The sequence below is a fragment of the Micromonospora sp. NPDC005298 genome (assembly GCF_040607375.1).
In the GTDB taxonomy this organism is placed as follows: Bacteria; Actinomycetota; Actinomycetes; order Mycobacteriales; family Micromonosporaceae; genus Micromonospora.
Genome location: NZ_JBEXGP010000007.1, coordinates 112,825 through 136,682 on the forward strand (window position 1 = coordinate 112,825; position 23,858 = coordinate 136,682).

General features: G+C 72.1%; 21 protein-coding genes. 13 read left to right on the forward strand and 8 right to left on the reverse strand.

Features of this window, described 5'->3' with window-relative positions:
• The first annotated feature begins 10 nt into the window (after positions 1-10).
• From ABZS77_RS14830 to ABZS77_RS14850, 5 genes are all read left to right on the forward strand, one after another.
• On the forward strand, positions 11-637 hold the full coding sequence (locus ABZS77_RS14830) for a nucleotidyltransferase (protein ID WP_354822772.1): 627 nt from the start codon (positions 11-13) through the stop codon (positions 635-637).
• Positions 634-909 (forward strand): hypothetical protein, encoded by a 276-nt coding sequence (locus ABZS77_RS14835; protein WP_354822645.1) that lies wholly within the window; start codon positions 634-636, stop codon positions 907-909. Before ABZS77_RS14830 ends, ABZS77_RS14835 begins: the two co-directional genes overlap by 4 nt.
• A 10-nt stretch (positions 910-919) precedes the next feature.
• Positions 920-1,696, forward strand: coding sequence for a metallophosphoesterase (locus ABZS77_RS14840; RefSeq protein WP_354822647.1), 777 nt, complete (start codon positions 920-922; stop codon positions 1,694-1,696).
• Positions 1,687-1,830, forward strand: a complete 144-nt coding sequence (locus ABZS77_RS14845; protein ID WP_007464364.1) for a GPGG-motif small membrane protein — start codon at positions 1,687-1,689, stop codon at positions 1,828-1,830. Before ABZS77_RS14840 ends, ABZS77_RS14845 begins: the two co-directional genes overlap by 10 nt.
• Positions 1,831-1,974: 144 nt before the next feature.
• Complete coding sequence (locus tag ABZS77_RS14850; RefSeq protein ID WP_354822648.1) at positions 1,975-2,469, forward strand: TspO/MBR family protein; 495 nt, start codon at positions 1,975-1,977, stop codon at positions 2,467-2,469.
• A gap of 52 nt (positions 2,470-2,521) precedes the next feature.
• Here the strand turns inward: ABZS77_RS14850 and ABZS77_RS14855 are convergent, their stop codons facing one another.
• Positions 2,522-3,295, reverse strand: coding sequence for a peptidoglycan DD-metalloendopeptidase family protein (locus tag ABZS77_RS14855; protein ID WP_354822650.1), 774 nt, complete (start codon positions 3,293-3,295; stop codon positions 2,522-2,524).
• Positions 3,296-3,546: 251 nt separating this feature from the next.
• Here ABZS77_RS14855 and ABZS77_RS14860 point away from each other — a divergent pair, with 251 nt between their 5' ends.
• From ABZS77_RS14860 to ABZS77_RS14880, 5 genes are all read left to right on the forward strand, one after another.
• Positions 3,547-4,893: an ABC transporter substrate-binding protein gene (locus ABZS77_RS14860; protein WP_354822652.1), complete on the forward strand. Its 1,347-nt coding sequence runs from the start codon at positions 3,547-3,549 to the stop codon at positions 4,891-4,893.
• 70 nt (positions 4,894-4,963) lie between these two features.
• Positions 4,964-6,010: a sugar ABC transporter permease gene (locus ABZS77_RS14865; protein WP_354822654.1), complete on the forward strand. Its 1,047-nt coding sequence runs from the start codon at positions 4,964-4,966 to the stop codon at positions 6,008-6,010.
• 1 nt (position 6,011) lies between these two features.
• Complete coding sequence (locus ABZS77_RS14870; RefSeq protein ID WP_354822656.1) at positions 6,012-6,980, forward strand: carbohydrate ABC transporter permease; 969 nt, start codon at positions 6,012-6,014, stop codon at positions 6,978-6,980.
• Positions 6,981-7,045: 65 nt separating this feature from the next.
• Positions 7,046-8,095 carry a LacI family DNA-binding transcriptional regulator gene (locus ABZS77_RS14875; protein WP_354822658.1) on the forward strand — a complete coding sequence of 350 codons (1,050 nt, stop codon included), beginning with the start codon at positions 7,046-7,048 and terminating at the stop codon, positions 8,093-8,095.
• Between the two features lie 39 nt (positions 8,096-8,134).
• Positions 8,135-9,808 carry a glycoside hydrolase family 13 protein gene (locus tag ABZS77_RS14880; RefSeq protein ID WP_354822774.1) on the forward strand — a complete coding sequence of 558 codons (1,674 nt, stop codon included), beginning with the start codon at positions 8,135-8,137 and terminating at the stop codon, positions 9,806-9,808.
• 144 nt (positions 9,809-9,952) lie between these two features.
• Here ABZS77_RS14880 and ABZS77_RS14885 read toward each other — a convergent pair whose 3' ends face one another.
• The 3 genes from ABZS77_RS14885 to xylA form a co-directional block, all read right to left on the reverse strand.
• On the reverse strand, positions 9,953-11,392 hold the full coding sequence (locus ABZS77_RS14885) for an MFS transporter (protein WP_354822660.1): 1,440 nt from the start codon (positions 11,390-11,392) through the stop codon (positions 9,953-9,955).
• Between the two features lie 84 nt (positions 11,393-11,476).
• Positions 11,477-12,904, reverse strand: coding sequence for a xylulokinase (gene xylB, locus ABZS77_RS14890; protein WP_354822662.1), 1,428 nt, complete (start codon positions 12,902-12,904; stop codon positions 11,477-11,479).
• 8 nt (positions 12,905-12,912) lie between these two features.
• Entirely contained in the window at positions 12,913-14,100 is a 1,188-nt protein-coding gene (xylA, locus tag ABZS77_RS14895) for a xylose isomerase (RefSeq protein WP_354822664.1), read from the reverse strand.
• 77 nt (positions 14,101-14,177) lie between these two features.
• On the opposite strand from xylA, the gene ABZS77_RS14900 reads away from it, so the two are divergent.
• Together ABZS77_RS14900 and ABZS77_RS14905 are read left to right on the forward strand one after the other, a co-directional pair.
• Positions 14,178-15,416, forward strand: a complete 1,239-nt coding sequence (locus tag ABZS77_RS14900; RefSeq protein ID WP_354822666.1) for an ROK family transcriptional regulator — start codon at positions 14,178-14,180, stop codon at positions 15,414-15,416.
• 126 nt (positions 15,417-15,542) lie between these two features.
• Complete coding sequence (locus tag ABZS77_RS14905) at positions 15,543-17,195, forward strand: PP2C family protein-serine/threonine phosphatase (RefSeq protein ID WP_354822668.1); 1,653 nt, start codon at positions 15,543-15,545, stop codon at positions 17,193-17,195.
• Positions 17,196-17,234: 39 nt separating this feature from the next.
• Here the strand turns inward: ABZS77_RS14905 and ABZS77_RS14910 are convergent, their stop codons facing one another.
• Positions 17,235-17,918 carry a MarR family winged helix-turn-helix transcriptional regulator gene (locus tag ABZS77_RS14910; protein WP_354822670.1) on the reverse strand — a complete coding sequence of 228 codons (684 nt, stop codon included), beginning with the start codon at positions 17,916-17,918 and terminating at the stop codon, positions 17,235-17,237.
• Positions 17,919-17,976: 58 nt separating this feature from the next.
• Here ABZS77_RS14910 and ABZS77_RS14915 point away from each other — a divergent pair, with 58 nt between their 5' ends.
• A complete protein-coding gene (locus tag ABZS77_RS14915; protein ID WP_354822672.1) occupies positions 17,977-19,107 on the forward strand; it encodes a PP2C family protein-serine/threonine phosphatase in 1,131 nt (376 codons plus the stop codon).
• 9 nt (positions 19,108-19,116) lie between these two features.
• On the opposite strand, the gene ABZS77_RS14920 is transcribed toward ABZS77_RS14915, so the two are convergent.
• From ABZS77_RS14920 to ABZS77_RS14930, 3 genes are all read right to left on the reverse strand, one after another.
• Positions 19,117-20,601, reverse strand: coding sequence for a sugar transferase (locus tag ABZS77_RS14920; RefSeq protein ID WP_354822674.1), 1,485 nt, complete (start codon positions 20,599-20,601; stop codon positions 19,117-19,119).
• A gap of 211 nt (positions 20,602-20,812) precedes the next feature.
• A complete protein-coding gene (locus ABZS77_RS14925; RefSeq protein WP_354822676.1) occupies positions 20,813-22,570 on the reverse strand; it encodes a substrate-binding domain-containing protein in 1,758 nt (585 codons plus the stop codon).
• 137 nt (positions 22,571-22,707) lie between these two features.
• Positions 22,708-23,745 (reverse strand): lactonase family protein, encoded by a 1,038-nt coding sequence (locus ABZS77_RS14930; RefSeq protein ID WP_354822678.1) that lies wholly within the window; start codon positions 23,743-23,745, stop codon positions 22,708-22,710.
• Positions 23,746-23,858 lie beyond the last annotated feature (113 nt).

Here is a 23,858-nt window from a genome sequence, read left to right on the forward strand (position 1 = left end):
GGAGTTCGAAATCCAACCGCCTGTCCACCACAACGACCGACGGGAGAACCAGATGGCCGAGCGCGGGGACGAGAGTCTGGTGTACACCCTCAAGAAGGTCGCCGCCGTGCTCAAGCAGTCCGAGATCCCGTTCGCCCTGGGCGGCAGCTTCGCCGTGTACGCCCACGGCGGCCACTCCAGCGAGCACGACGTCGACTTCCTGATCCGGGAGGCCGACGTGGAGCGGTCCCTCGAGGCCCTGGTGGCCGCCGGCTTCGTGGCCGAGCGTCCACCGGAGGACTGGCTGGTGAAGGTCTTCGACGACGGGCGGATGGTGGACCTGATCCACCGGCCGATCGAGACGCCGGTGACCGAGGAGACGTTCGCCGACACGGTCATCCGGCCGGTGGACGCCATCCAGATGCCGGTCCTGTCCGCCACCCAGCTGATGGTGCACAAGCTGCTCAGCTTCTCCCAGCACTACTGCGACTTCGCCCGCGGCCTGCCGCTGGCCCGCTCGCTGCGGGAGCAGATCGACTGGGAACGGGTACGCAAGGAGACGCAGCACTCGCCGTACGCCGAGGCGTTCCTCGTGCTGCTGGACCGGCTGGAGGTGGTGCCGGTCGCCGGCACCCAGCCAGGAGAGGGGACATCGTGACCCACCAACGCGACAGCGGCGCCGGGCCACCGGACGAGTACGTCGAAGCGGAGATCCAGCGGCTGCTCGCCGAGGACCCCTCCGTCGCCGAGCAGGGGATCACCGTCGTCCGGCGGGAACGCGCCCTCGTGCTCCACGGCGAGGTGGAGAGCCCGCACCGGCGCGAAGAGATCCTGCGCCGCGTGTCCGAGCGCTTCCCGGACGTGCCGATCACCAGCGACATCGGGGTGATCCGCGCCCAGGCGCCCACGGAGATCGAGCAACTGCCCTGAGGGAGGTTCCATGGTGATCCGGATCGCCGCCGTGGGCGACGTACATCTGGACGAGGACGTGGTCGGCCGGTTCCGCCCCGCGCTGGAGGAACTGCCGGACTGCGCGGACGTGCTGCTGCTGGCCGGGGACCTGACCCGGCACGGCACCGAGGCCGAGGCGCGCTGCGTGGCGCAGGAGTTCGGCGGGTTGGCCGTGCCGGTGGTGACCGTGCTGGGCAACCACGACCACCAGTGCGACCAGGTGCCACAGGTGGTCAAGGTGCTCGAGGACGCGGGCATCACGGTGCTGGAGGGCAACGGCGTCGTGCTGGACTGCGCGGGCGGCCGGCTGGGCATCGCCGGCGTCAAGGGCTTCGGCGGCGGGTTCGCCGGACGCTGCGCGAGCGACTTCGGTGAGCCGGAGATGAAGGCCTTCGTCCGGACCACCACCGACAGCGCCGACCGCCTCGGCGCGGCGCTGCGCTCGCTGGACTGCGACATGCTCGTCGCGCTCACCCACTACGCACCGGTGCCGGACACCCTGGCCGGTGAGCCCTTGGAGATCTATCCGTTCCTCGGGTCGTACCAGCTCGGGCAGGCGATCGACTCGGCGCCCACGGCGCTGGCCCTGCACGGGCACGCGCACGCCGGTACCGAGCGCGGCACCACGCCCGGTGGGGTCCGGGTGCGCAACGTCGCGCACCCCGTGATCAAGCAGGCGTACAGCGTCTTCCACGTCGGCGATCAACTCGACACGGACCAGGTTTCCCCGATCGGCCAGTCGGGTAGTCAGAGGTCATGGAGCTGATTCTCTGGATTCTCGCAGTCGTACTCGTGGTCGCCGGCATCCTCGCGCTGTTCCGCCGGCAGATCCTGTGGGGCATCGTCCTCATCGTTGTCGGGCTGTTGGTCGGCCCGGGTGGTGTCAGCATCTTCAATTGACGTCCGCACGGCATAACAAAACCGGGACCCGTCGGGGTCGCCGCGACCGGAGCTTCGTCCTCCCGACAGAAGCACCGGCCGCAGCGGCCCCGGCGCTTTTTCGTGTACGGGTTTGACCTGACCCGCGGCGGAAACATCTCGACCATGGAGACATCTCAGGACGCTCCCGTCGCCACCGGCCGACGCTCGTGGTGGGCCCTCGCCGGCTTCGCGGCGGCCGTCTTCGTGGCGGCCGCGATCGGCGGGCTGGGGGTGCAGGGCACCACCGACGAGTACGCGAACCTGCGCCAGCCCGGCTGGGCGCCGCCCTCGTGGCTCTTCGGCCCGGTCTGGACGCTGCTCTACGCGCTGATCGCGCTGGCCGGCTGGCTGGTCTGGCGCCGAGTCGGCTTCTCCCCCGCCCTCTGGGCCTGGACGGCCCAGCTGGTGCTCAACGCGATCTGGACACCGCTGTTCTTCGGCGCGGGGCGGTACGGGCTGGCGTTCGCCGAGATCGTGGTGATGTGGCTGGCGATCGGCCTGACCGTGGCGCTGTTCGCCCGGGTGTCCCGGGTGGCGACGGCGCTGATGCTGCCGTACTGGGCGTGGGTCACCTTCGCGGCCGCGTTGAACTTCTCGATCTGGCGGCTGAACGCCTGACCGCGCTGGTCCCCGGCGGGCGGCACCCGCCGGGGACGCTGTCGTTCGCCGGTCAGCAGCGAGGCACGCCGGGGATGTAGCCGTCGTACCCGGTGTAGACGTACGCGTCGGCGATGAAGCGGCCGGCGCCGATGCGGTCCCAGATCTTGCTGGTGCCGTAGGTGCCGGTGACACTGGTGCCGCTGGTCTGGCACGCGATGGTCACCCGGGTGCCGTCGGCGACGGTGCCCACCGAGGCGTACCCGGTGCCGGGGCCGGAGCGGACGGTCAACGGGGTGCCGCTGGTGTCGACAGTGGCGTTGCCGGTGCCCGAGGAGCAGCCGTTGTTGCTCGTGTAGCTCTTGGTGCCCCAGTACAGCGCGAGGTTGCCGTTGAACCTGACCTGGATGTCGCTGCCGTTCAGGCGCTGCTCGTAGTGCAGGTGCGGGCCGGTTGACCCGCCGGTGCTGCCCACCCAGCCGAGCACCTTGCCGTAGCCCACCGTCTGCCCGACGGAGACGTTGAAGCCGTTGAGGTGCGCGTAGTAGGTGCTGTAACCACCGCCGTGGTTGATCCGGACGTACTTGCCGTAGCTCGTGTTGCCGAGGTCGGTCACCCGGTCGACCGTGCCGGGGGCGCTGGCGACCACCGGGTCGCCGACGTCGTCGGTGCGGTTGAAGTCGACGGCGTACGCCGGGCTGTGGTCCGACCGGGTCTGCCCGGACCACGACTGACCGCACGGGAACGGCACCTTGAAGGTCGGCGCGGCCAGCGCCGGGCTCGCCGGTGTGAGCACTCCTCCGACGAGCAGACCGGTCACCAGCAGGCTGATCCACCGCTTGCGCATACAGCTCCTCCTATGTCGAAAACCTTCGATGAGGTGGCATCAGCCTGACAGATATCGTCAATCTTCGGAAGAGTCGAAGATCTGGCCCGGGAGCGCGCCCACCGGGCGGCCCCGAGGTTTCCGGATTGTTACTCGCTCGTGTCTGACAGGGGGTGGACCGGACCCGATGCAAGCGCTTACATGTGTGCACGCCCAATCGGACCGGCGACTGGTCATCGAGCACGACCGCGCCGGCTAGGAAGGAGGACGGCATGGCGGTCTTTACCAGACCACGCCAGGCCTTCGTGATCGCCGGTGTACTCGGGCTGGCGCTCAGCGCCACCGCTTGCGGGACCGGCGACGACAAGAAGAGCGACAAGGCGGGCTCCGCGGAGTGCGCCCCATACGAGAAGTACCAGGGCAACGACGGCAAGAAGGTCTCCATCTACGCGTCCATCCGTGACGCCGAGGCCGACCTGCTCGAGCGCTCCTGGTCGCAGTTCACCGACTGCACCGGCATCGAGATCGCCTACGAGGGCAGCGGTGAGTTCGAGGCGCAGCTGCCCGTACGGGTCGACGGCGGCAACGCCCCCGACATCGCCTTCGTGCCCCAGCCGGGCCTCGTGAAGCGCTTCGCGGACGCCGGCAAGCTCAAGTCCCTCAGCGCCGACACCAAGGCCCTGGCCGAGCAGAACATGCCGGCCGACTGGCTGAAGTACGGCACCGTCAACGGGACGCTCTACGGCGTGCCGCTCGGCGCCAACGTGAAGTCCTTCGTCTGGTACTCGCCGAAGACGTTCAAGGAGAAGGGCTGGGAGGTTCCGACCAGCTGGGACCAGCTCATCGCCCTGAGCGACAAGATCGCCGCCAGCGGCATGAAGCCGTGGTGCGTCGGCGTCGAGTCCGGTGACGCGACCGGCTGGCCGGCGACCGACTGGATCGAGGACGTGATCCTGCGTACGCAGGGCCCCGAGGTCTACGACCAGTGGACCACCCACGCCATCCCGTTCAACGACCCGAAGATCGTCGACGCGGTCGACCGCGCCGGCAGCATCCTCAAGAACGAGAAGTACGTCAACGGCGGCTTCGGCGGCGTCAAGAGCATCACCACCACCGCCTTCCAGGAGGCCGGTCTGCCGGTGACCACCGGCAAGTGCGCGATGCACCGGCAGGCGTCGTTCTACGCCAACCAGTTCCCCGAGGGCACCAAGGTGGCCGAGGACGGCGACGCGTTCGCCTTCTACTTCCCGGCCATCGACGCCGCCAAGGGCAAGCCGGTGCTGGGCGCCGGCGAGTTCGTGGTCGCCTACGCCGACCGTCCCGAGGTGCAGGCGGTGCAGACCTACCTCGCCTCCGCCGAGTACGTGAACAGCCGCGCGAAGCTCGGTAACTGGGTCACGGCGAACAACAAGCTGGACATCGCCAACGTGGCCAGCCCGATCGACAAGCTGTCCGTCCAGATCCTCCAGGACAAGACGGGCACCTTCCGCTTCGACGGATCCGACCTGATGCCGGCAGCCGTCGGCGCGGGAACGTTCTGGAAGGGCATGGTCGACTGGCTGAACGGCAAGCAGACCGCCCCGGTGCTCCAGGGCATCGAGAGCAGCTGGCCGAAGTGATCCCGGCGGTGGCCCGGTCCGCGTTCGCGGGCCGGGCCACCGGCCGATCCGGACCCGAAAGGGAGGGTTGATGGAGTTCGACTTCGCCGATGAGCAGCCGAAGCTCCTCATGCTGATGTACGGGCTGCTCGCCTTCGTGCTGGTGGTGGGCGGTCTACTCCTGCTGCTCGACGTCGTGCCGGCCTGGTTCGCCCGGCGGCGGGAGGCCCAGCTCGTCGCCGCCTCCGTGGGCGGCGCCCCGCTGCCCCGCCGGACCAAACAGCGGGAAGGGCTCTTCGCGCTCTTCTTCCTGCTGCCGACGCTGCTGCTGCTCACCATCGGTCTGGTCGTGCCCGCGATCCGCACCATGGTGCTCTCCCTGATGAACGGGAGCAGCACCGACTGGGTGGGTCTGCGCAACTACGGCTGGATGTTCTCCGACAACTCGATGGTCCGGGTCCTGATCAACACCCTGGTCTGGGTGCTCCTGGTCCCGCTGGTGGCGACCGGATTCGGTCTCCTCTACGCCGTCCTGGTGGACAAGGCCCGCTTCGAGGCGGTGGCCAAGTCCCTGATCTTCCTGCCGATGGCCATCTCCTTCGTCGGCGCCAGCATCATCTGGAAGTTCGTCTACGCCTACCGCGGCGAAGGCGACCAGATCGGTCTGCTCAACCAGATCGTCGTCAGCCTCGGTGGCGAGCCGAAACAGTGGCTTCTGGAATCACCCCTGAACACGCTGCTGCTGATCGTCATCATGGTCTGGATCCAGGCCGGTTTCGCCATGGTGGTGCTCTCCGCCGCGATCAAGGCGATCCCCGGCGACATCGTCGAAGCCGCCCGGCTCGACGGTGTCAGCCCGTGGCAGATGTTCTGGCAGATCACCATGCCGAGCATCCGGCCGGCGCTGATCGTCGTGGTGGTGACGCTCACGATCGCCACGCTCAAGGTCTTCGACATCGTCCGGACCTCGACGAACGGCAACTACGACACGAGCGTGATCGCCAGCGAGATGTACAACCAGGCCTTCCGGTACGGCCAGAACGGGCAGGGCTCCGCGCTCGCGGTCTTCCTCTTCATCCTGGTCATTCCGGTCGTGATCTACCAGATCCGCAACCTCCGTCAACAGCGGGAGGGCTGAGATGACGACCGCAACGCCGACCGTCGCCGCCGGCGCCCAGAAGACCGACGGCACCCCGTCCACCACCGCCGGCCGGGTCCGCAGGCGGCTGAACAGCCGTACCGCGACGCTCGTGTCGATCGTCATCGCGGTGGTCTGGACCATCCCGACCTTCGGTCTGTTCATCTCCTCCCTGCGACCCGAGGACGAGATCAAGACGACCGGTTGGTGGACCGCGTTCACCAACCCGCAGTTCACCCTGGAGAACTACGAGCAGGTCCTCTTCGGACGATCAGCCTCCTCCGGACAGCTCGCCAGCTACTTCATCAACTCGCTGGCGATCACCATCCCGTCGGTGCTCTTCCCGCTCGCCTTCGCGGCCCTCGCCGCGTACGCGCTGGCGTGGATCAACTTCCGGGGCCGGGACTGGCTCTACATCGCGATCTTCGCGTTGCAGATCGTGCCGTTGCAGATGGCCCTGGTGCCGCTGCTGAAGTTCTTCTCCACCGGCGTCACCCTCGGCGGCGTCACCCTGATGCCCGCCTGGGACCTGGTCGACGAGCAGAAGTTCGCGCAGGTGTGGTTCGCGCACACCTGCTTCGCGCTCCCGTTCGCCGTGTTCCTGCTGCACAACTTCATCTCGCAGCTCCCGGGCGACCTGATGGAGGCGGCCCGGGTCGACGGGGCCACCCACCCGAAGATCTTCCGTAGCATCGTGCTGCCGCTGATCACCCCGGCGTTGGCCGCGTTCGGCATCTTCCAGTTCCTCTGGGTGTGGAACGACCTGCTGGTGGCGCTGATCTTCGCTGGAGGCGGCAACGAGACCGCCCCGCTGACCGTCCGGTTGGCGGAGATGGCCGGCACCCGGGGCAACGAGTGGCAGCGGCTGACGGCCGGAGCGTTCGTCTCCATCGTCGTACCCCTCGTCGTGTTCCTGTCCCTGCAGCGCTTCTTCGTGCGAGGTCTGCTCGCCGGCAGCGTCAAGGGCTGACCGCCCGCCCGCCGCCGTCCGGCCCCTTGGACGGCGGCGGGCGTCGGGCACCGAGCGGGGGAAACGTGACGAGGATTGATGATGTGGCCCGGCTCGCCGGGGTGTCCACGGCCACCGTCTCGCGGGCACTGCGCGGACTGCCGACGGTCTCGGCCGCCACCCGGCGCAGGGTGCTCGCCGCCGCCGAACAACTCGACTACGAGGTGTCGCCGAGCGCCTCCCGGCTGGCCGGTGGCCGCACCGGCACGGTGGCGGTGGTGGTCCCCCGGATCACCCGCTGGTTCTTCAGCACCGTCGTCGAGGCCGTCGAGGAGTACCTCCACGAGTCGGGCTACGACCTGCTGCTCTACAACCTGGGCGGCCGGGAGCAGGTACGCCAGCGGGTGCTGCGGACGGCCAACCTGCACAAGCGGGTGGACGCCATGATGCTGGTCGCCACCCCCCTGCGGCCGGCGGACCTGACCGCGCTGGCCAGCCTGGACCTGCCCGGCGTGACCATCAGCTCGGGCAGCCGGGTACCCCGGTGGCCCTGCGTGCGGATCGACGACGTGGCCGCCGCGCGTACCGCCACCCGCCACCTGCTCGACCTCGGCCACCAGCGGATCGCGCACATCTCCGGCGACCCCGACGACGAGTTGGCCTTCACCACCCACCTGGACCGGCGCCGGGGCTATCAGGCGGAACTACGGGCGGCCGGCCTGCGTCCGGACCCGAGCCTGGACGTCGAGTCGACGTTCACCATCGACGGCGGCAACCGGGCCACCGCCGAACTGCTGGCGCGCGGTGGCACACCGCCCACCGCGATCGTCGCGGCCTGCGACGAGATGGCCATGGGCGCGTTGACCGCGCTGCGCGACGCCGGTTTGCGGGTGCCGCAGGACGTCAGCGTGATCGGCATCGACGACCACGACCTGGCGGGTGTGCTGGGGCTCAGCACCGTCGCCCAGCCCGCCGCCGAGCAGGGCCGGCTAGCGGCGCGGATCCTGCTCGACCCGCTCGGTGCCCGCACCCTCGGCCCGATCGTCGGCCAGCGCGGCGCCGACGGCGACACACCGGTGATCCTGCCCACTCGGCTGGTCGTCCGGGACTCCACCGCACCGCCGCGGGCACACTGACACTCCAATCACAGCGCGACACGGGAGACGACCCTGAACATCGATCCGACGCAGCAGCCCTCCTCCGGTCACCCGGTCACCGGCTGGTGGACCGAGGCCGCCATCTACCAGATCTACCCCCGCTCGTTCGCCGACTCCGACGGCGACGGGATCGGTGACCTGCCGGGCATCACCGACCGCCTCGACCACCTGGTCGAGCTGGGCGTGGACGCGGTGTGGCTCTCCCCCTTCTACCCGTCGCCCCAGGCCGACGCCGGCTACGACGTGGCCGACTACCGGGACGTCGACCCGCTGTTCGGCACCCTCGCCGACGCGGACAAGCTGATCGCCGAGGCGCGCTCGCGTGGCCTGCGCGTGATCGTCGACCTCGTGCCGAACCACACGTCGTCGGCGCACCGCTGGTTCCAGGCGGCGCTGCCGGCCGCCCCGGGCAGCCCGGAGCGGTCCCGCTACATCTTCCGGGACGGCCGTGGCCCGGACGGTGACCAGCCGCCGAACGACTGGCAGAGTGTCTTCGGCGGTCCGGCCTGGACACGCACCGTCGACGCGGACGGCCGCCCCGGCCAGTGGTACCTGCACCTGTTCGACACCGGTCAGCCGGACCTCAACTGGGACAACCCGGAGGTGCACGCGGAGTTCCTCGACGTGCTGCGGTTCTGGCTGGACCGCGGGGTCGACGGCTTCCGGGTCGACGTGGCGCACGGCCTCGTCAAGCAGGCCGACCTGGCCGACTGGCAGGAGCCGCAGGAGATCCTCTCCGGCAACGAGATCAACAAGCCGCGCCCGCCGATGTGGGACCAGGACGGCGTGCACGAGATCTACCGGCAGTGGCGGCAGCTCCTGGACAGCTACCCCGGTGAGCGGGTCCTCGTCGCCGAGGCGTGGGTGGAGCCCGCCGAGCGGCTGGCCCGCTACGTCCGCCCGGACGAGATGCACCAGGCGTTCAACTTCGAGTACCTGCTGGCCGCCTGGACCGCACCGGCCCAGTACGCCGTGATCACCCGCTCGTTGGAGGCGACCGACTCGGTCGGCGCGCCGACCACCTGGGTGCTGTCCAACCACGACGTGGTGCGGCACGCCTCCCGCCTCGGCCTGCCTGTCGTCTTCGTCGGTGGCCGACCCAACGGCATCGGCATCGGCGACCCGCAGCCGGACGCCGCGCTCGGCCTGCGCCGCGCCCGCGCGGCCACCCTGCTGATGCTCGCCCTGCCCGGCTCCGCGTACCTGTTCCAGGGCGAGGAACTGGGACTGCCCGAGCACACCACGATGCCCGACGAGGCCCGGCAGGACCCGACCTGGGTACGCAGCGGGCACACCCAGCGTGGCCGGGACGGCTGCCGGGTGCCGATCCCGTGGGAGGCCGACGCCCCGTCGTACGGCTTCGGGCCGACCGACGCGAGCTGGCTGCCGCAACCCGCCTCCTGGGCGGAGTACGCCCTGGACCGGCAGCGCGACGTGCCCGGCTCGACGTACGAGCTGTACCGCACGGCGCTGCGGCTGCGCCGCGACCACGGGCTCGGCCGGGGCACGCTGGAATGGCTGTCCTCCGGCGACGAGGTGCTCACCTTCCGCAACGGCGAGCTGACCGTGCTGACCAACTTCGGCGACGCCCCGGTGCCGATCCCGGCCGGCGCCGAGGTGCTGGCCGCCAGCGCACCGCTTGACGACGACCGCGCGGTCCCGACCGACGTGACCGTCTGGCTACGCGGCTGACCTGACGCCGATCGGGCTGGCCCCGCTCGGTCCGGCCCGGCCGGATCGGCGGGGCGGTCCCGGCCCGACCGGCCCACCCGGCGCGGTGGCAGTCGCGGGCGGGCCGCACGGCGGCAGGATCGGGGCCGTACGGTCGGGGTGGCCTCAGAGGCGGTCGGCGCGGGTGTGCAGCAGGTCGTGCACGCTGTCGATGTCCGCCGGTGAGGTGCGCGAGGCGAGCCAGTACATGACGCCTGTGGGTATGAAGAAGAGTTGGAACGCGGCCAGCCCGACGGCGAAGTTCAACGGCGGCGGGAACGCCGCGCGCAGACCCTGGAAGGCGACTCCGACCAGCCCGTTGCCGGCCGCCCGTCCCACCCCGTTGACCAGGTTGCCCAGGCTGTAGACGGTCCCCCGGTGCTCCGGCGGGTTGACGTCGGCGATCAACGCGAACCAGTTCGGGGAGTTCGCTGACGTCAACGCGAGCGCCACCACGGCGGTGAGCAGGCTCAGCCCCACCGACGGTTCGGTGACCACGCTGCCCAGCACCGCACCGACCACCGCGCCGTTGCTGGCGCCGTCCGGCACGTCGATGGTCACCGGGACGAAGAACAACACCAGGTAGAACGGCAGCGCGGCGAGGATGCCGACCGCTGCGACCAACGCCCGGCCCCGGGGTGTACGCCGCTGCATCGCGTCGCCGACCAGTCCACCCACGATGGACAGCACTCCGCCGAGCTGGAACAGGGTGGCGAAGACGCTGCCCACCACGATCGCCGTGGACTCCGAGTAGCCCTGCGCCTCGGCCCGCTCGGCGAAGAGCCTGGGCAGCCAGACCAGCGAGCCGAAGGCGGCCTGCGCGGTCAGGCCCTGGAGGATCAGCCAGCGGTTGGTCCGTCGGGCCAGGATGCGCGGCAGGTCGGCGCGGCTGATCCGGTAGTCGTACTCGGCGCCGGCGTCCAGCGCGCCGGCCAGTTCCGGTTCGCTCTGGCCCCGCCTGATGTCGTAGGTGAACAGGTACGCCAGGGTGGCGGCCAGGCCGACCCCGGTGAGCAGCAGGAACGGCCGCCGCCAGTCGGCCGCGCCCAGCAGACCGCCGACAAGCGTGCCGGCCAACGTCCCGACGCCCTGGGAGAGCCCCCAGAAGCTCATCACCAGCCCCCGCCGGGTCGGTGAGATCAGGTCGGTGACCACCGAGAAGCCCACCGAGCCGACCGCCCCGAGACCGACCGCGGCGACCAGTTGGGCGGTGAGGAACGTCAGGTAGCCGCCGGCCAGGGCGCTGCCGCCGGTGCCGGCCGCCCACAGCAGTGTGCCCACCATGAGCAGCGGTTTGCGGTTGGTCCGGTCACCGACGTACGCCCAGCCGACCGCGGCCAGGGCGCTGACCAGGAAGCTGACCGCGGTGACCAGACCCAGCAGCCCGGTCGACACGTCGAACTCGTCGGCGATCGGCCCGTACAGCGGCGGGACCAGCCCGATCGCCACGTTGTCGAGCGAGGCGAGCAGCACGAACACCACGACGCTGTAGAGCCGGTGCGTCCGGCCACCGCCGCCGCCGTGCGGGCGTCGGCCGGGCTGCGTCCCGCCACTGCTCACGGTCATGACGGGCAGCCAACCAGACTCCGGTACGAAGATCGTCACGCGGGTGGGTGCCGGCCGGCTCCCACCCGCGTCGACTCCGACCGGTCAGCGGCGGTCGAGGACCAACCCGCTCGCGGCGGCGTACCGCTCGCGCACTGCGGGGACGGGCTCTGCCGCGTACTCCTCGGTGCCCTTGAGCTCCCACACCGGCGGTGTCGGGCCACCCAGGGCGAGCCACGCGGCCTGCCGGGCGGCGCCGTCGGCGACGTACTCCCCGGGCGGTGGGACGACCACCGGGCAGCCGAAGACCTGCGGTGCGATCCGGCGGACCGCGGCGGACCGGGCCCCGCCTCCGACCAGGATGACCCGGCGGACGGTGGCGCCCTGCGCGGTCAGTGCGTCCAGGCCGTCGGCGAGGGCGCAGAGCATGCCCTCCACGGCGGCCCGCGCGAGGTGCGCGGGGGTGGACGTGCGCAGGGTCAGGCCGTGCACCGCGCCGGTGGCGAGTGGACGGTTCGGCGTCCGTTCCCCCTCCAGGTACGGCACCATGACCAGCCCGTCGGCACCCGCCGGCGCGGAGAGCGCCAGGTCGGCCAGCTCGTCCAGGCTGACGCCGAGCAGCGCGGCGGCGGCGTCCAGCACCCGGGCGGCGTTGAGCGTGGCGACCAGCGGCAGGAAGCGACCGGACGCGTCGGCGAAACCCGCCACCGCGCCGCTCTCGTCGGCGGCCGGTACGTCGGCGACGCTGAACACGGTGCCGGAGGTGCCGATGGAGACGATCACGTCACCGGGCCCGGCGCCGACGCCGAGCGCGGCGGCGGCGTTGTCCCCGGTGCCCGCGCCGAGCAGCGCGCCGCCCGACCCACCCAGCTCGTCGGCGAGTCTGCCCGCCGACTCCGCCGGACCGAGCACCTGGGGCACCACCAACCGCCGGCCGAAGCCCCGCTCCAGTAGGTCGAACCGGTAGTCGCCGGTGGCCGGCGACCAGTAGCTGGTGCCGCTGGCGTCGCCCCGGTCGGTACGCAGCGCGTCCAACCCCGCCGCGCCGGCCAGCCGCCAGGTCAGCCAGTCGTGCGGCAGGCACACCGCCGCCACCCGGGCGGCCAGCTCCGGCTCATGGGTGGCCAGCCACCGCAGCTTGGTGAGGGTGAAGCTGGCCACCGGCACACTTCCGGTGGCGTCCGCCCAGAACCGACGCCCGGCCGCACCGCCGCCGGCCTCCTCGATGAGGTCGGCGGCGGCGCCGGCGGATCGGGTGTCGTTCCACAGCAGTGCCGGGCGGACCACCCGGCCGTCCTCGTCGAGGCAGACCATGCCGTGCTGCTGGCCGGCGACCGAGACCGCCGCCACGTCGGCCAACCCGCCCGCCTGGTCGGCGGCGCTGCGCAGCGCCTGCCACCAGGCTTCCGGGTCGACCTCGGTGCCGTCCGGGTGCGGTGCCCGGCCCTGCCGGAGCAGGGCGCCGGTCTCCGCGTCCCGGATGACCACCTTGCAGGACTGTGTGGACGAGTCGACGCCCGCGACCAGCGGCATGGCGGGCCTCAGCGGGCGCCGAGCAGGTGCTCGACGGCGAGCTGGTTGAGCCGGACGAAGGCGTAGCCCCGCGCGGCCACCGCGTCGACGTCGACGTCCTCGAACGCTGAGCGGTCGGCGAGGAGGTCGTCGTAACTCTCACCGGAGCCGAGCGTCGGGGTGCTCAGCTCGCCGACCTTGCTCGCGGCCAGCGCCTCGACGACCTCGGGGTCGGCGCGGAACGCCGCCGCCCGCTCCTTGAGCAGCAGGTACGTGCTCATGTTCGCGGCCGCCGACGCCCACACGCCGTCCATGTCCTCGGTGCGGGACGGCTTGTAGTCGAAGTGCCGGGGACCGTCGTAGGTCGGGCCGCCGTTGGGGCCGCCGTTCTCCAGGAGGTCCACCAGGGCGAACGCGTTCATCAGGTCACCGTGACCGAAGACCAGGTCCTGGTCGTACTTGATGCCGCGCTGGCCGTTGAGGTCGAGGTGGAACAGCTTGCCCTGCCAGAGCGCCTGCGCGATGCCGTGGGCGTAGTTGAGCCCGGCCATCTGCTCGTGCCCGACCTCGGGGTTGAGACCGACCATGTCCGGGTGCGCCAGCTGGGAGATGAAGGCCAGCGCGTGCCCGACGGTGGGCAGCAGGATGTCGCCGCGCGGCTCGTTGGGCTTGGGCTCCAGCGCGAAGCGCAGGTTGTAGCCCTTGTCGACGACGTACTGGGTGAGCAGGTCGACCGCCTCGCGGTAGCGGTCCAGCGCGGCGCGGACGTCCTTGGCGACGTCGTACTCCGAGCCCTCGCGGCCACCCCACATGACGAAGGTGCTGGCGCCCAGCTCGGCGGCCAGGTCGACGTTGCGCAGCACCTTGCGCAGCGCGTACCGGCGCACGTCGCGGTCGTTGCTGGTGAAGCCGCCGTCCTTGAAGATCGGGTGGGTGAAGAGGTTCGTGGTGACCATCGGCACCACCAGGCCGGTCTCGTCCAGCGCCTTGCGGAACCGGGCGATGTGCTGGTCGCGGGTGGCGGCGTCGGACCCGAACGGGATCAGGTCGTCGTCGTGGAAGGTGATGCCGTACGCGCCCAGCTCGGCCAGCCGGTGCACCGCCTCGACGGCGTCGAGCTCGGGCCGGGTGGCGTCACCGAACGGGTCGCGGGCCTGCCAGCCCACGGTCCAGAGCCCGAAGGAGAACTTGTCGGCGGGGGTGGGACGGGGTGCCATGAGCAACCTCCGGGTGGTGGTGTCCGCTATTTGTTCAACGATTGAATTATTTGCCCGCCCTGTGGCACTGTCAAGGGGTGAGCCCCACCCACGCCCCGGCCGGCGCAGTCCGTCAGGGCAGCCTGCGCGAACTCAACCTCGCCCTCGTACTCGGCCGGATCGCCGCCGCCGACCGCCCCCCGTCCCGGGCCGACCTGGCCACCGCGACCGGCCTCACCCGGGCCACCGTCTCCGCGGTGGTCGAGGACCTGCTCGCCGGCCGGCTCGTCGACGAGGCCGAGCCCGCCCCCCGGGCCGGCGCCGGTCGACCGGCCCGAGGTCTGGTGCTCGCCGACCAGGGTCCCGCCGGGCTGGGCCTGGAGGTCAACGTCGACTACCTGACGGTCTGTGTGGTGGACCTCGCCGGGCAGGTCCGACACCGCACCGTGCACCGGGCCGACCTGCGCCCCGTCGCGCCCGCCGACGCTCTCGCCCGGCTCGTCGAGCTGGCCGGGCGGGCCCGTGCCGACGCCGCCAGCCAGGGCCTCACCCTGGCCGGGGCGGCGCTCGCGGTGCCCGGCCTGGTGGACGACGCCGGGCTGGTCCGGCTCGCGCCGAACCTCGGCTGGCGCGACGTCGCGGTACCCGCGCTCCTCGCCGAGCACCCGGCGCTGACCGACCAGGTGCCCGGCGTACCGGCGCTGGTGGTGGACAACGAGGCCAACCTCGCCGCCCTCGGCGAGCTGCACTCCCGGCCGCCCGGCCCGGCCAGCTTCCTGCACATCTCCGGTGAGGTCGGCATCGGCGCCGGGATCGTGCTGGACGGCGCGCTGTTCCGGGGCGTCCGGGGCTGGAGCGGGGAGATCGGGCACCTGCCGGTCGACCCGCAGGGCCGCCCGTGCCGCTGCGGCGGCCGGGGCTGCCTGGAGCAGTACGCCGGCCAGGAGGCCATCGTGGCCGCCGCGGGGCTGGCCCGGTCGGAACTGCCGGCGGACACCGCCACGGTCCGGCTGGCCGAACTGGCCGACGCCGGCGACCCGGGAGCGCTGCGGGCGCTGCGTGACGCCGGGACGGCGCTCGGTGTCGCGGTGGCGAGCGTGGTCAACCTGCTGGACCTGGACACCGTGGTGCTCGGCGGCGGGTACGCCCCGCTGGCGCCCTGGCTGTGCCCGCCGGTGCTCGCCGAGATCGCCAGCCGGGTCCTCACCGCCGCCTGGTCACCGGTCACGGTCCGCCCCTCGACGCTCGGCCCGGAGGCCGCCGCCGTGGGGGCCGCCGGTTCGGTGGTCCGCCACATCGTCGCCCGACCCGCCGGCTGGCTGGGCCGCTCCAGCTGACCCGGCCCCGGACGCCGCGCCTGCGTCACAGCACCTCGGTACGCTTGTCGCCAGGCAACGATCCGCAGGCGAAGAGTCCAGGAGAAGCATGCGCACAGGTCGTCAGACGCGGGCCGGCATCGGGCGGTGACCACCACCCGACACGACGGCATCGCCGGTCCGGTCAGCGGCGGTGGGAGTGTGCCCCGCCGGCCGGCCGACCAGCCGCTGCCGACCGACTCCCGACTGGCCCGCGAACTGCTCGACGGGCTCGCCGAGGCCGTGCTGACGACCGACGGGACGGGCCGGGTCACCCTCGTGAACGCGATGGCGGCGGAGCTGTTCCCGGAGATCACGGCGGGCACCGAGCTGGGCCGGTGCCCGGTGCCGGCGCTGGCCCGGGCGGTCCGGGAGGACGCCGACCGCTTCGACGACGTGCATCACGGCCGCCGGCTGCGCGGCGCCCGGCGGCAGCTCGCCGGCCACCGGTACGCCTGGTACGTGCGGGACGTCACCGAGGACCAGACCCGCACCGACGCCCTGCTGGCCGAGCGCTCCCGCACCGCGTTCCTCGCCCAGGCCGGCAGCCGGCTCGGGTCGTCCCTGCACCGCGACCAGACGCTACGGGCGACCACGACCCTCGCCGTCCCCTACCTGGCCGACGCCGCGGTGGCCCTGCACCGGCCGTCCACGCCTACCGACCCGCACCTGCGCTGGGTCCGGTACGCCGACGGCGAGCCCTCCCCGAGCGCCGGGCTCGCCGGGCCGGAGCTGACCGGCACCGTCCCGGGGCTGAGCGAGGCGCTGGCCGGCAACCTCACCGAGCCGAGCCCCTGGCTGGACGCCGACCTCGCCGACCTGGCCTCCGTGCTGCCGCCCGGGTTCGGCCGGCCGGGCACCGTGCTGGTGAGCCCGATGCGCGCCGCCGGCGGCCCGGCGGGCGCTCTGCTGCTGATCCGTCAGGCCGGGCGGGCCGGCTTCGACAGGCGCGACATCGACCTGGCCCGGGAGTTCGCCGCCCGGGCCGGCGCCGCCCTGGCCACCGCCGAGCTGTACGGCGAACAGGCCCACCTGGCCCGGGTGTTGCAGACGAGCCTGCTTCCACCGGAGCTGCCCACGGTGCCCGGACTGCGCCTGGCCGGCGGTTACCGGGCCGCCGGCGACACCCTGCGCATCGGCGGCGACTTCTACGAGGTCTTCCCGCACCGCGACGGCGCCCTGTTCGCGCTCGGCGACGTGTGCGGCAAGGGCGTCGGCGCGGCCGTGCTGACCGGGCGGGTCCGCCAGTCCCTGCAGACCCTGCGGCTGGTCGAACAGCGTCCGCTGGAGCTGATCCACCTGCTCAACCGGGCGCTGTTCGACGCACCCGACGCGGCCCGACGCAGCCAGTTCACCACCCTGCTGCTCGGCTCGCTGGAGCGGGGGCCGGCCGGCGTGGACGTCCGGATCGCCGGTGGGGGTCACCCGGCTCCGCTGCTGGTCACACCCGCCGGCACGGTCACCCCCGTCCCGGTCGGCGGGATGCCGGTCGGTGCGCTGCCCGCGCCCCGGTTCGCCGAGGCCAGGGTGCACCTCGACCCGGGCGATCTGCTGCTCGCGTACACCGACGGGGTGACCGAGGCTCGCGGCGGCCGACGCGACGTGGAGATGTTCGGTGCGGACCGGCTGCGTGCCGCGCTCGCCTCGGCGGCCGGGCTACCCCCGGCGGCGCTCGTCGAGCGGCTGCTCCAGCTGGTGGACGAGTGGTCGGAGGGGCAGGCCCACGACGACATCGCCATGCTGGCCGTGTGCGCGTCGTGACCGGGGGCGCCCTGGACCGGGGCGGCCCGACCGTCCGGCTCAGGCGGTGCGCGCCACCGGCGGCTCGCCGGTGGGCCAGTCCCGCTGGCTGTCGACCGTCCGCTCCGGGCCGCCGGACGCACCCGCCCAGGTCGCGCGGGTCTGCCGGTCCGGGTCACGCGACCAGTCCCCCGCCCGGCCGCCAGGCCGGTCCGGGTCGTCCGGCCAGTCCGCCCGGCCGGTCGGTCGGTCCGGGTCGTCCGGTCCGCCCGGCTCCGGCACGACCTGCGACTGCTGGCGGCGCGCGGTCTCGTCGAATTCGCGCATCCCGCGCAGCAACGCGTCCCGGCCCGCCGGGCTCATCGCGTCCAGCACGGCGGCGAGCCGCGCCTGACGGTCGGCCCGCAGCTCGCCGAGCAGCCGGCGGGCGTCCCGGGTGAGGTGCAGGGCGATCTCCCGCCGGTCGAAGCGACCGGGCTCCCGCTCCAGCATCCCGGCGGCGACCAACCGGTCGCAGAGTCGGCTGGCGGAGCTGAGCAGCATGTCGAGCCGACCGGCGAGCCGACGCAGGTTGATGCCGTCCGCCTGCTCGACCACCATCACTGCCCGTAACTGGGCTCCGGAGAGCCGGTTGGTGGTCTCCTCCCGGGCGGATTCCCACGCGCTCACCAGGGAGGCCGCCGCCGCGTCCAACGCGGCAGCCATACTCGTCTCGGGGTCCGAGGGACCGTTCAGTTCGGCCATGGTGGCCCGAGACTACTCCGAACCCACTGGTGGTCGAGCTTTGAGCAAGGGAGTGGTGATGAGCGAACCGGTCAATCAGGCACGACGTGCCCTGAACGAGACACCGGCCGACCGGATCGTCGGCGGTGTCGGGGACGTTCTCGCCCGGTCGTACGGGATCACCGACGTCGAGCTCTACCAGGTCGACTATCGGCTGTCGCAGCTGCTGCCCCTCACCGAGGGTGATCCCATCACCGGTCCCGGACACCCCGCGTGGCGCTCCTTCGACCACCAGTCGCCGCTGCTCGCCGACGGTACGGGCTGGTTCCCGGTCAGCATGCGCGGTGAGCGACGGGGAGTGCTGCGACTCGCGCCGGTCCCGAACGACCCGACCGTCCTGGGCGAACTGGACGAGATCGCCACCGCACTCGCCCACGAGCTGGCTGCCGTCTCCGCCGGCACCGACGTCTACAGCGCGGCACGGCGCAGCCAGCGACTCACCCTGGCCGCGGAGATGCAGTGGGACCTCCTACCCGGCCGCAGCCGGATCCGGCCCTCGTTCAGCCTGGCCGGCCAACTCGAACCGGCGTACGCGGTGCGGGGGGACGGCTTCGACTGGTCCGACGACGGGCAGCGGCTGTGGTTGTCGACCGTGAACGGCAGCGGCGAGGGCGTCGCCGCGTCGCTGCTCACCTCGCTCGCCACCCACGCCCTGCGGAACGCCCGCCGGGCCGGGCTGAGCCTGGCCGACCAGGCGGCCCTCGCCGACCAGGCGCTCTACGACCTGTACCGGGGCGAGCAGCACCTGTCCGCGCTGCTGATGGAGCTCGACCTGCGCTCCGGGGTGATGACAGTCGTCGACGCCGGGTCCCCCCGCCTGGTCCTGTTGCGCGGCGGCGAGGTCACCGAGCAGCCCCTGGAGGCGCAGTTCCCGCTGGGCATGTTCGAGGCGACCGACTACCACGAGCAGACGTTCCCGCTGGAGCGCGGCGACCGGCTCTTCGTGGTCAGCGACGGGGTCCTGGAGGCCACCGGGAAGGACGTCCGCTACGGCGAGACGGCGCTGGACCGGTTCCTGCGCCGGACCGGGCCGATGGAGCCGCTGGACGCCGTCCGGTCGCTGATCGGTGACCTGCGGGCGTTCGTGGCCGGCGACCTGGTCGACGACGCGGTGGTGGTCTGCCTGGACTGGTCCGGGCCGCAGCCCTGACCGACGACGTCAGTACGCGCCGCGGCTGTTCACCACCGCGCCGAACGTCTTCCACAGGATGGTCAGGTCGGCGGCGAGGGACCAGTTCTCGACGTAGTAGAGATCGAGCCGGATGCCGTCCTCCCAGCTCAGGTCGGATCGACCGCTGACCTGCCACAAGCCGGTCATGCCGGGTTTGACGAGCAGCCGGCGGGCCACGTCGCCGTCGTAGCGGGCCACCTCCGAGGGCAGCGGCGGGCGTGGCCCGACCAGGCTCATCTGCCCGAGCAGCACGTTGACCAGCTGCGGCAGCTCGTCCAGGGACCACTTGCGCAGCAGCCGTCCGACGCGGGTGACGCGGGGGTCGTCGCGCATCTTGAACATCAGGCCGTCGGTCTCGTTGCGGGCGGCCAGCTCGGCGAGCAGCGTGTCGGCGTTCACAACCATGGTGCGGAACTTGAACACCCCGAACTCGTGCCCACCCCGGCCGACCCGGACCTGACGGAACAGCACCGGACCCCGGCTGTCCAATTTGATGGCCAGCGCGATGAACACGATCAGCGGCAGCAGCAGCGCGAGCGCCAGCGACGACACCGACCGGTCGACGAAGCCCTTCACCAGCTTGCGCGCGCCCCGGAACTCGGGCGCCTCGACGTGGATCAGCGGCAGCCCGGCCACCGGCCGGGTGTGGATCCGGGGGCCGGCCACGTCGGTCAGCGCGGGCGCGACGACCAGGTCGACGCCCGTACCCTCCAGCTGCCAGCCGAGGCGGCGCAGCCGGGCCGCCGTCAGCTCGCCGGAGGCGGTGACCGCGACGGTGTCCGCACCGATCGCGGTGGCGGCCTCCGGGATGCCCCGGAACGACCCCACCACGGGTACGTCGTCGAGGCGCTGCGCCACCGGCGCGAGCAGGGCGTCGGGGATGCACGCCCCGACCACCTGGTAGCCGGCGTACGGCTCGCGGCGCAGCGTGTGCACCAGTTCCAACACGTGCGCGGTGTCGCCGACCACCAGCACCTTGCGGGACCAGCCGGCACCACGGGACCGGGCCCGGTGCAGGCGCTTGCGGGCGGCGAACCGGGTCACCTCCAGACCGACGGTCCCCACCGCGAAGGTGATGCCGAGGAAGCCACGGGAGACACCGACGTCGGCGATGTACCCGGCGATGGCGATCGCCCCGGCCAACCGCAGGCTGGCGGAACTGACCCGGCGGTACTCGTCCGCGCCGTAGCCGACGACCCGGTCGTCGTAGCAGCCCAACGCCTTCAGCGAGAGCAACCAGGCAAGCACCAGGCCGGGAGCGACGAGCACGTACGGGATCTTCGAGCCGCTAGGCTCCTCGTCACCGAACCGGGCGACGAACCCGACGAGCAACGCGATGATCAGGATGCTGGTGTCCAGCACCACGAGGACCCGGACGTACGAGCGTTCGTCGGCGCGTGCCACCAGGCCACGCGGGCGGGCCTCCGGCGTCGCCGACGTGCTTGCCGGGGTCAACAGTGTCGCCGCGCTCACCGGCCCTCCCACTCTGCTCAGGACGGCCCCGGCCGACGTGTCGGACCGGAGGCGGACCGACAATGCCGGAACACGTCGACATCCTGCCCCGACAACTATGACGACCGATTGCTTCGGACGTATTGCCGTCACTTTTCGTCACCGCCGGAGCACGGAAAGGGCCCGTCGTACCGAATTGCGGTACGACGGGCCCTGCGGGCTGTGCGTCGGGTCAGCGCGGCGCCGGGGGGCGCCGGGCGATGGCGCTGAGGAAGATGCTGCCGATCTCGTTCGGGTCCTTGGTGACGAAGACGTCGCCGCCGGTCACCTTCGTGATCGACTCCAGCTCGGCCTTGCTGACGCCCTCGCCGATACCGATCATGATGACCTGGACCGGGCGCTCCGGGTCGGCGAGTTGCTTGAGCTTGGTGAGCAACTGCTGCTGCGTGAGGCCGTTGTCGTCCTCGTTCTTGCCGTCGGTGAAGAGCACGATCGAGTTGACCCGGCCGGGCTGCCAGTCCTCCTGCACGGCCTGGTACGCGGCGAGCATCGTGTCGTACAGGCCGGTGTCGCCGCTGGAGGGCTTGATGGTGGCGAGAGCCGCCTCCAGTTGGGCCCGCTGACCGGAGAGCGGACCGATGCCGATCAGCTCCTTGTAGTCCCGGTTGCCGACGAGCCTCGTGGAGAAGGTCCACAGGCCGATCGACCAGGAGTCGTCGAAGAGGCCGAGACCGCGTCGGGCCGCGTCGACGGTGACCTCCTCCCGGCTGCGGTTGTTGGCGCTCGGCACCTCGTCCTTCATCGAGCCGGAGACGTCGATGACGGCGAGCATCCGACCGGACTGGGTGGCGATCGACCAACTGGAGACGACCCGCTGGATGGCGGCCGGGTCCAGGCCGCCCGCGGCGGTGCCGCCGTTCGCCGGCGCGGTCGGCGCGCCACCGGACGGGCTGGGCGCGCCCTGCGGCGCCTTGAAGCCCTCGCCCCAGTTGCCGTCCGGCCCGCGCAGCGACTGCGCCGCCAGACGGTCGCGGAAGCTGGGGCTGGTGAGCAGTTCGAACAGCACCCGCGCCGCCGACGCCTTGCTCGGCTCGATACCGGGCAGCACGGCGTACGGGTAGTCCAGCGGCATCGGCGCCGGCTCCATGTAGAGAGCGGCGAGCGGCACCGGCGGCTTCTTGCTGTTGTACGCGATCACGTCTTCTTCGGAGAGCGCCGCCGCGCCGAGGCCGCTGGCGATCGACGTCGCGTCGTTCGAGGTCGGGAAGCGGGCCAGCAGGTCGTTGCGGAGCGAGGAACGCCCGGTGGCCAGCGCCCGCAGCGCGCCGACGGTGTTGCGCTGCGCGTCGCCGCCGGCGGCGCTGGCGGCTGCGGTCAGCGACAGCAGACCGGACAGGCCCGCCGCGTCCCGGGTGGGCTCGACGATGCCGGTACGCAGCGGAGCGCCGGTGTTGTTCACCTGCTTGAGCAGGTCGGTCCAGTTGAACTTCTTGTTGGGCCAGCCCAGCCGGGTGGCGATCGGCTGCGGCATCGCCACGACGATCGGGCTGCGCGCGATCGACGCGCCGTTGGTGGGCGCGAACGCGCTCGCGTCCTTCTTCAGCCGCAGCAGCCAGGTCGAGGAGTCGGGCACCCAGACGTCCGGGCTGACGGCGGTGCCGCTGGCCTGTCCCACGCCGGCGAGCACGGCACCGTGCTTCGCGGCCACCACCGCTGCCACGTCGACCGGGTCGGACGCGGACACGTCCACCCGGATGCAGGTGGGCCCCACCGCCGCGCCGTCCTTGACCCACTGCGACGCGGCGGCGTCAACCGCCGGCGCGAGCTCGGAGGCGACCGCCACGGCGAGCCGGATCTCGCCCGAGCAGCTGGGCTGGATCAGCTCCCGGTAACCGAACCAGACGCCGGTCGTGACGACAAGCACCGTCGCCGTCGCGGCGGCGGCTGCTAGATGGAGTTTCGAACGCATGCGATGGCGGCCTGCTGACACGGTGACCATCTTGCGTACAACGTGCCGTCCGTGCCACAACCGTTCGGACTAAAGTTACGCAGGAGAAACAGTTGATCACTGATTAACGACTCAGCGTGACGAGGCGGCCCCAGGGGGTTGCCGAACTGGCACGACGTTCACGGCAGCACGCACGTCGGGCTGGGCACCGGCACCGGCTCGCCGACCGGTTCGGGGACACCGGTGTCGGTGTCCCGCCGGAAGACGCGCACCATGTCCGCCCGCTCATCGGCCACGTACAGGTGCTCCCCGATCAGCGCGAAGTGCCGGGGCCACTCGCCGTCGGTGTCCACCTCCGCCACCAGCTCGGGAGAGTCCCCCGCGAGGTCGAAGACGGCGAGGGTGCCCACCCCCCGGTTGGCGACGTAGAGGAAACGACCGTCCGGGGCCACGGCGACCTCCGACGGCTGGACGTGACCCGGCCGTTCGCTCGCCTCCACCCGGGCGCGCTGGTGCAACGCGCCGTCGTCGCTCAGCTCGTACGCGGTCACCGACCCGTCCAGCTCACCGACGAGGTAGCACCGCCGGCCGTCCGGGTGCCGGGCCAGGTGCCTAGGTCCGGTGCCGGGCGCCGTGCGTACCCGGGGGGCGCGGGGCACCAGCCGCCCGGTCGCGGCGTCCAGGTCGTACCGGTAGACCGAGTCCGTGCCGAGGTCCACCGCGAGCAGCGGCCCCCGGCCCGACCCCGGCGAGACCATGTGGGTGTGCGCCTGCTCCTGACGCTCCGGGTCCGGCCCGTGCCCCTCGTGCACCACCAGGTCGCTGCGCTCGCCGGGGACGCCCTGCGCGTCGAGCGGGAAGACCGCGACGCTGCCGCCCCCGTAGTTGGCCACCACCAGGTGACCGCCGTCGGGGACCACCGCCAGGTGACAGGGCTCCGCGCCGCCGGTCGACCGGCTGCCGAGCGGGTCCAACGCGCCGTCCGCGCCGACCCGCCAGGCGCTGACCTCGCCGTCCTTGAGCTCGTTGACCGCGTAGAGCACGGGCCGGGTTGGGTGCCGCACCAGGAAGGAGGGGGACGGGGTGACCGCGGCCGTGCCGAGCGGGGTCAGCTCCCCGGTGACCGGGTCGCGGCGTGCCGCGACGATGCCGCTGCCCCGCCCGCCGCTCTGCGCGGTGTAACCCCCGATGTGGACGACCTCGCTCTGCGCACTCACGTCTCGCCCCTCCGCCGGCACTCTTCGTCGATCCAACCAGAGGCTGCCCGCGAAACCCGCGCGTTAACCGGCTTTGCGGCACCCGGATCGGCGCCGTCGACATCGCACCGACG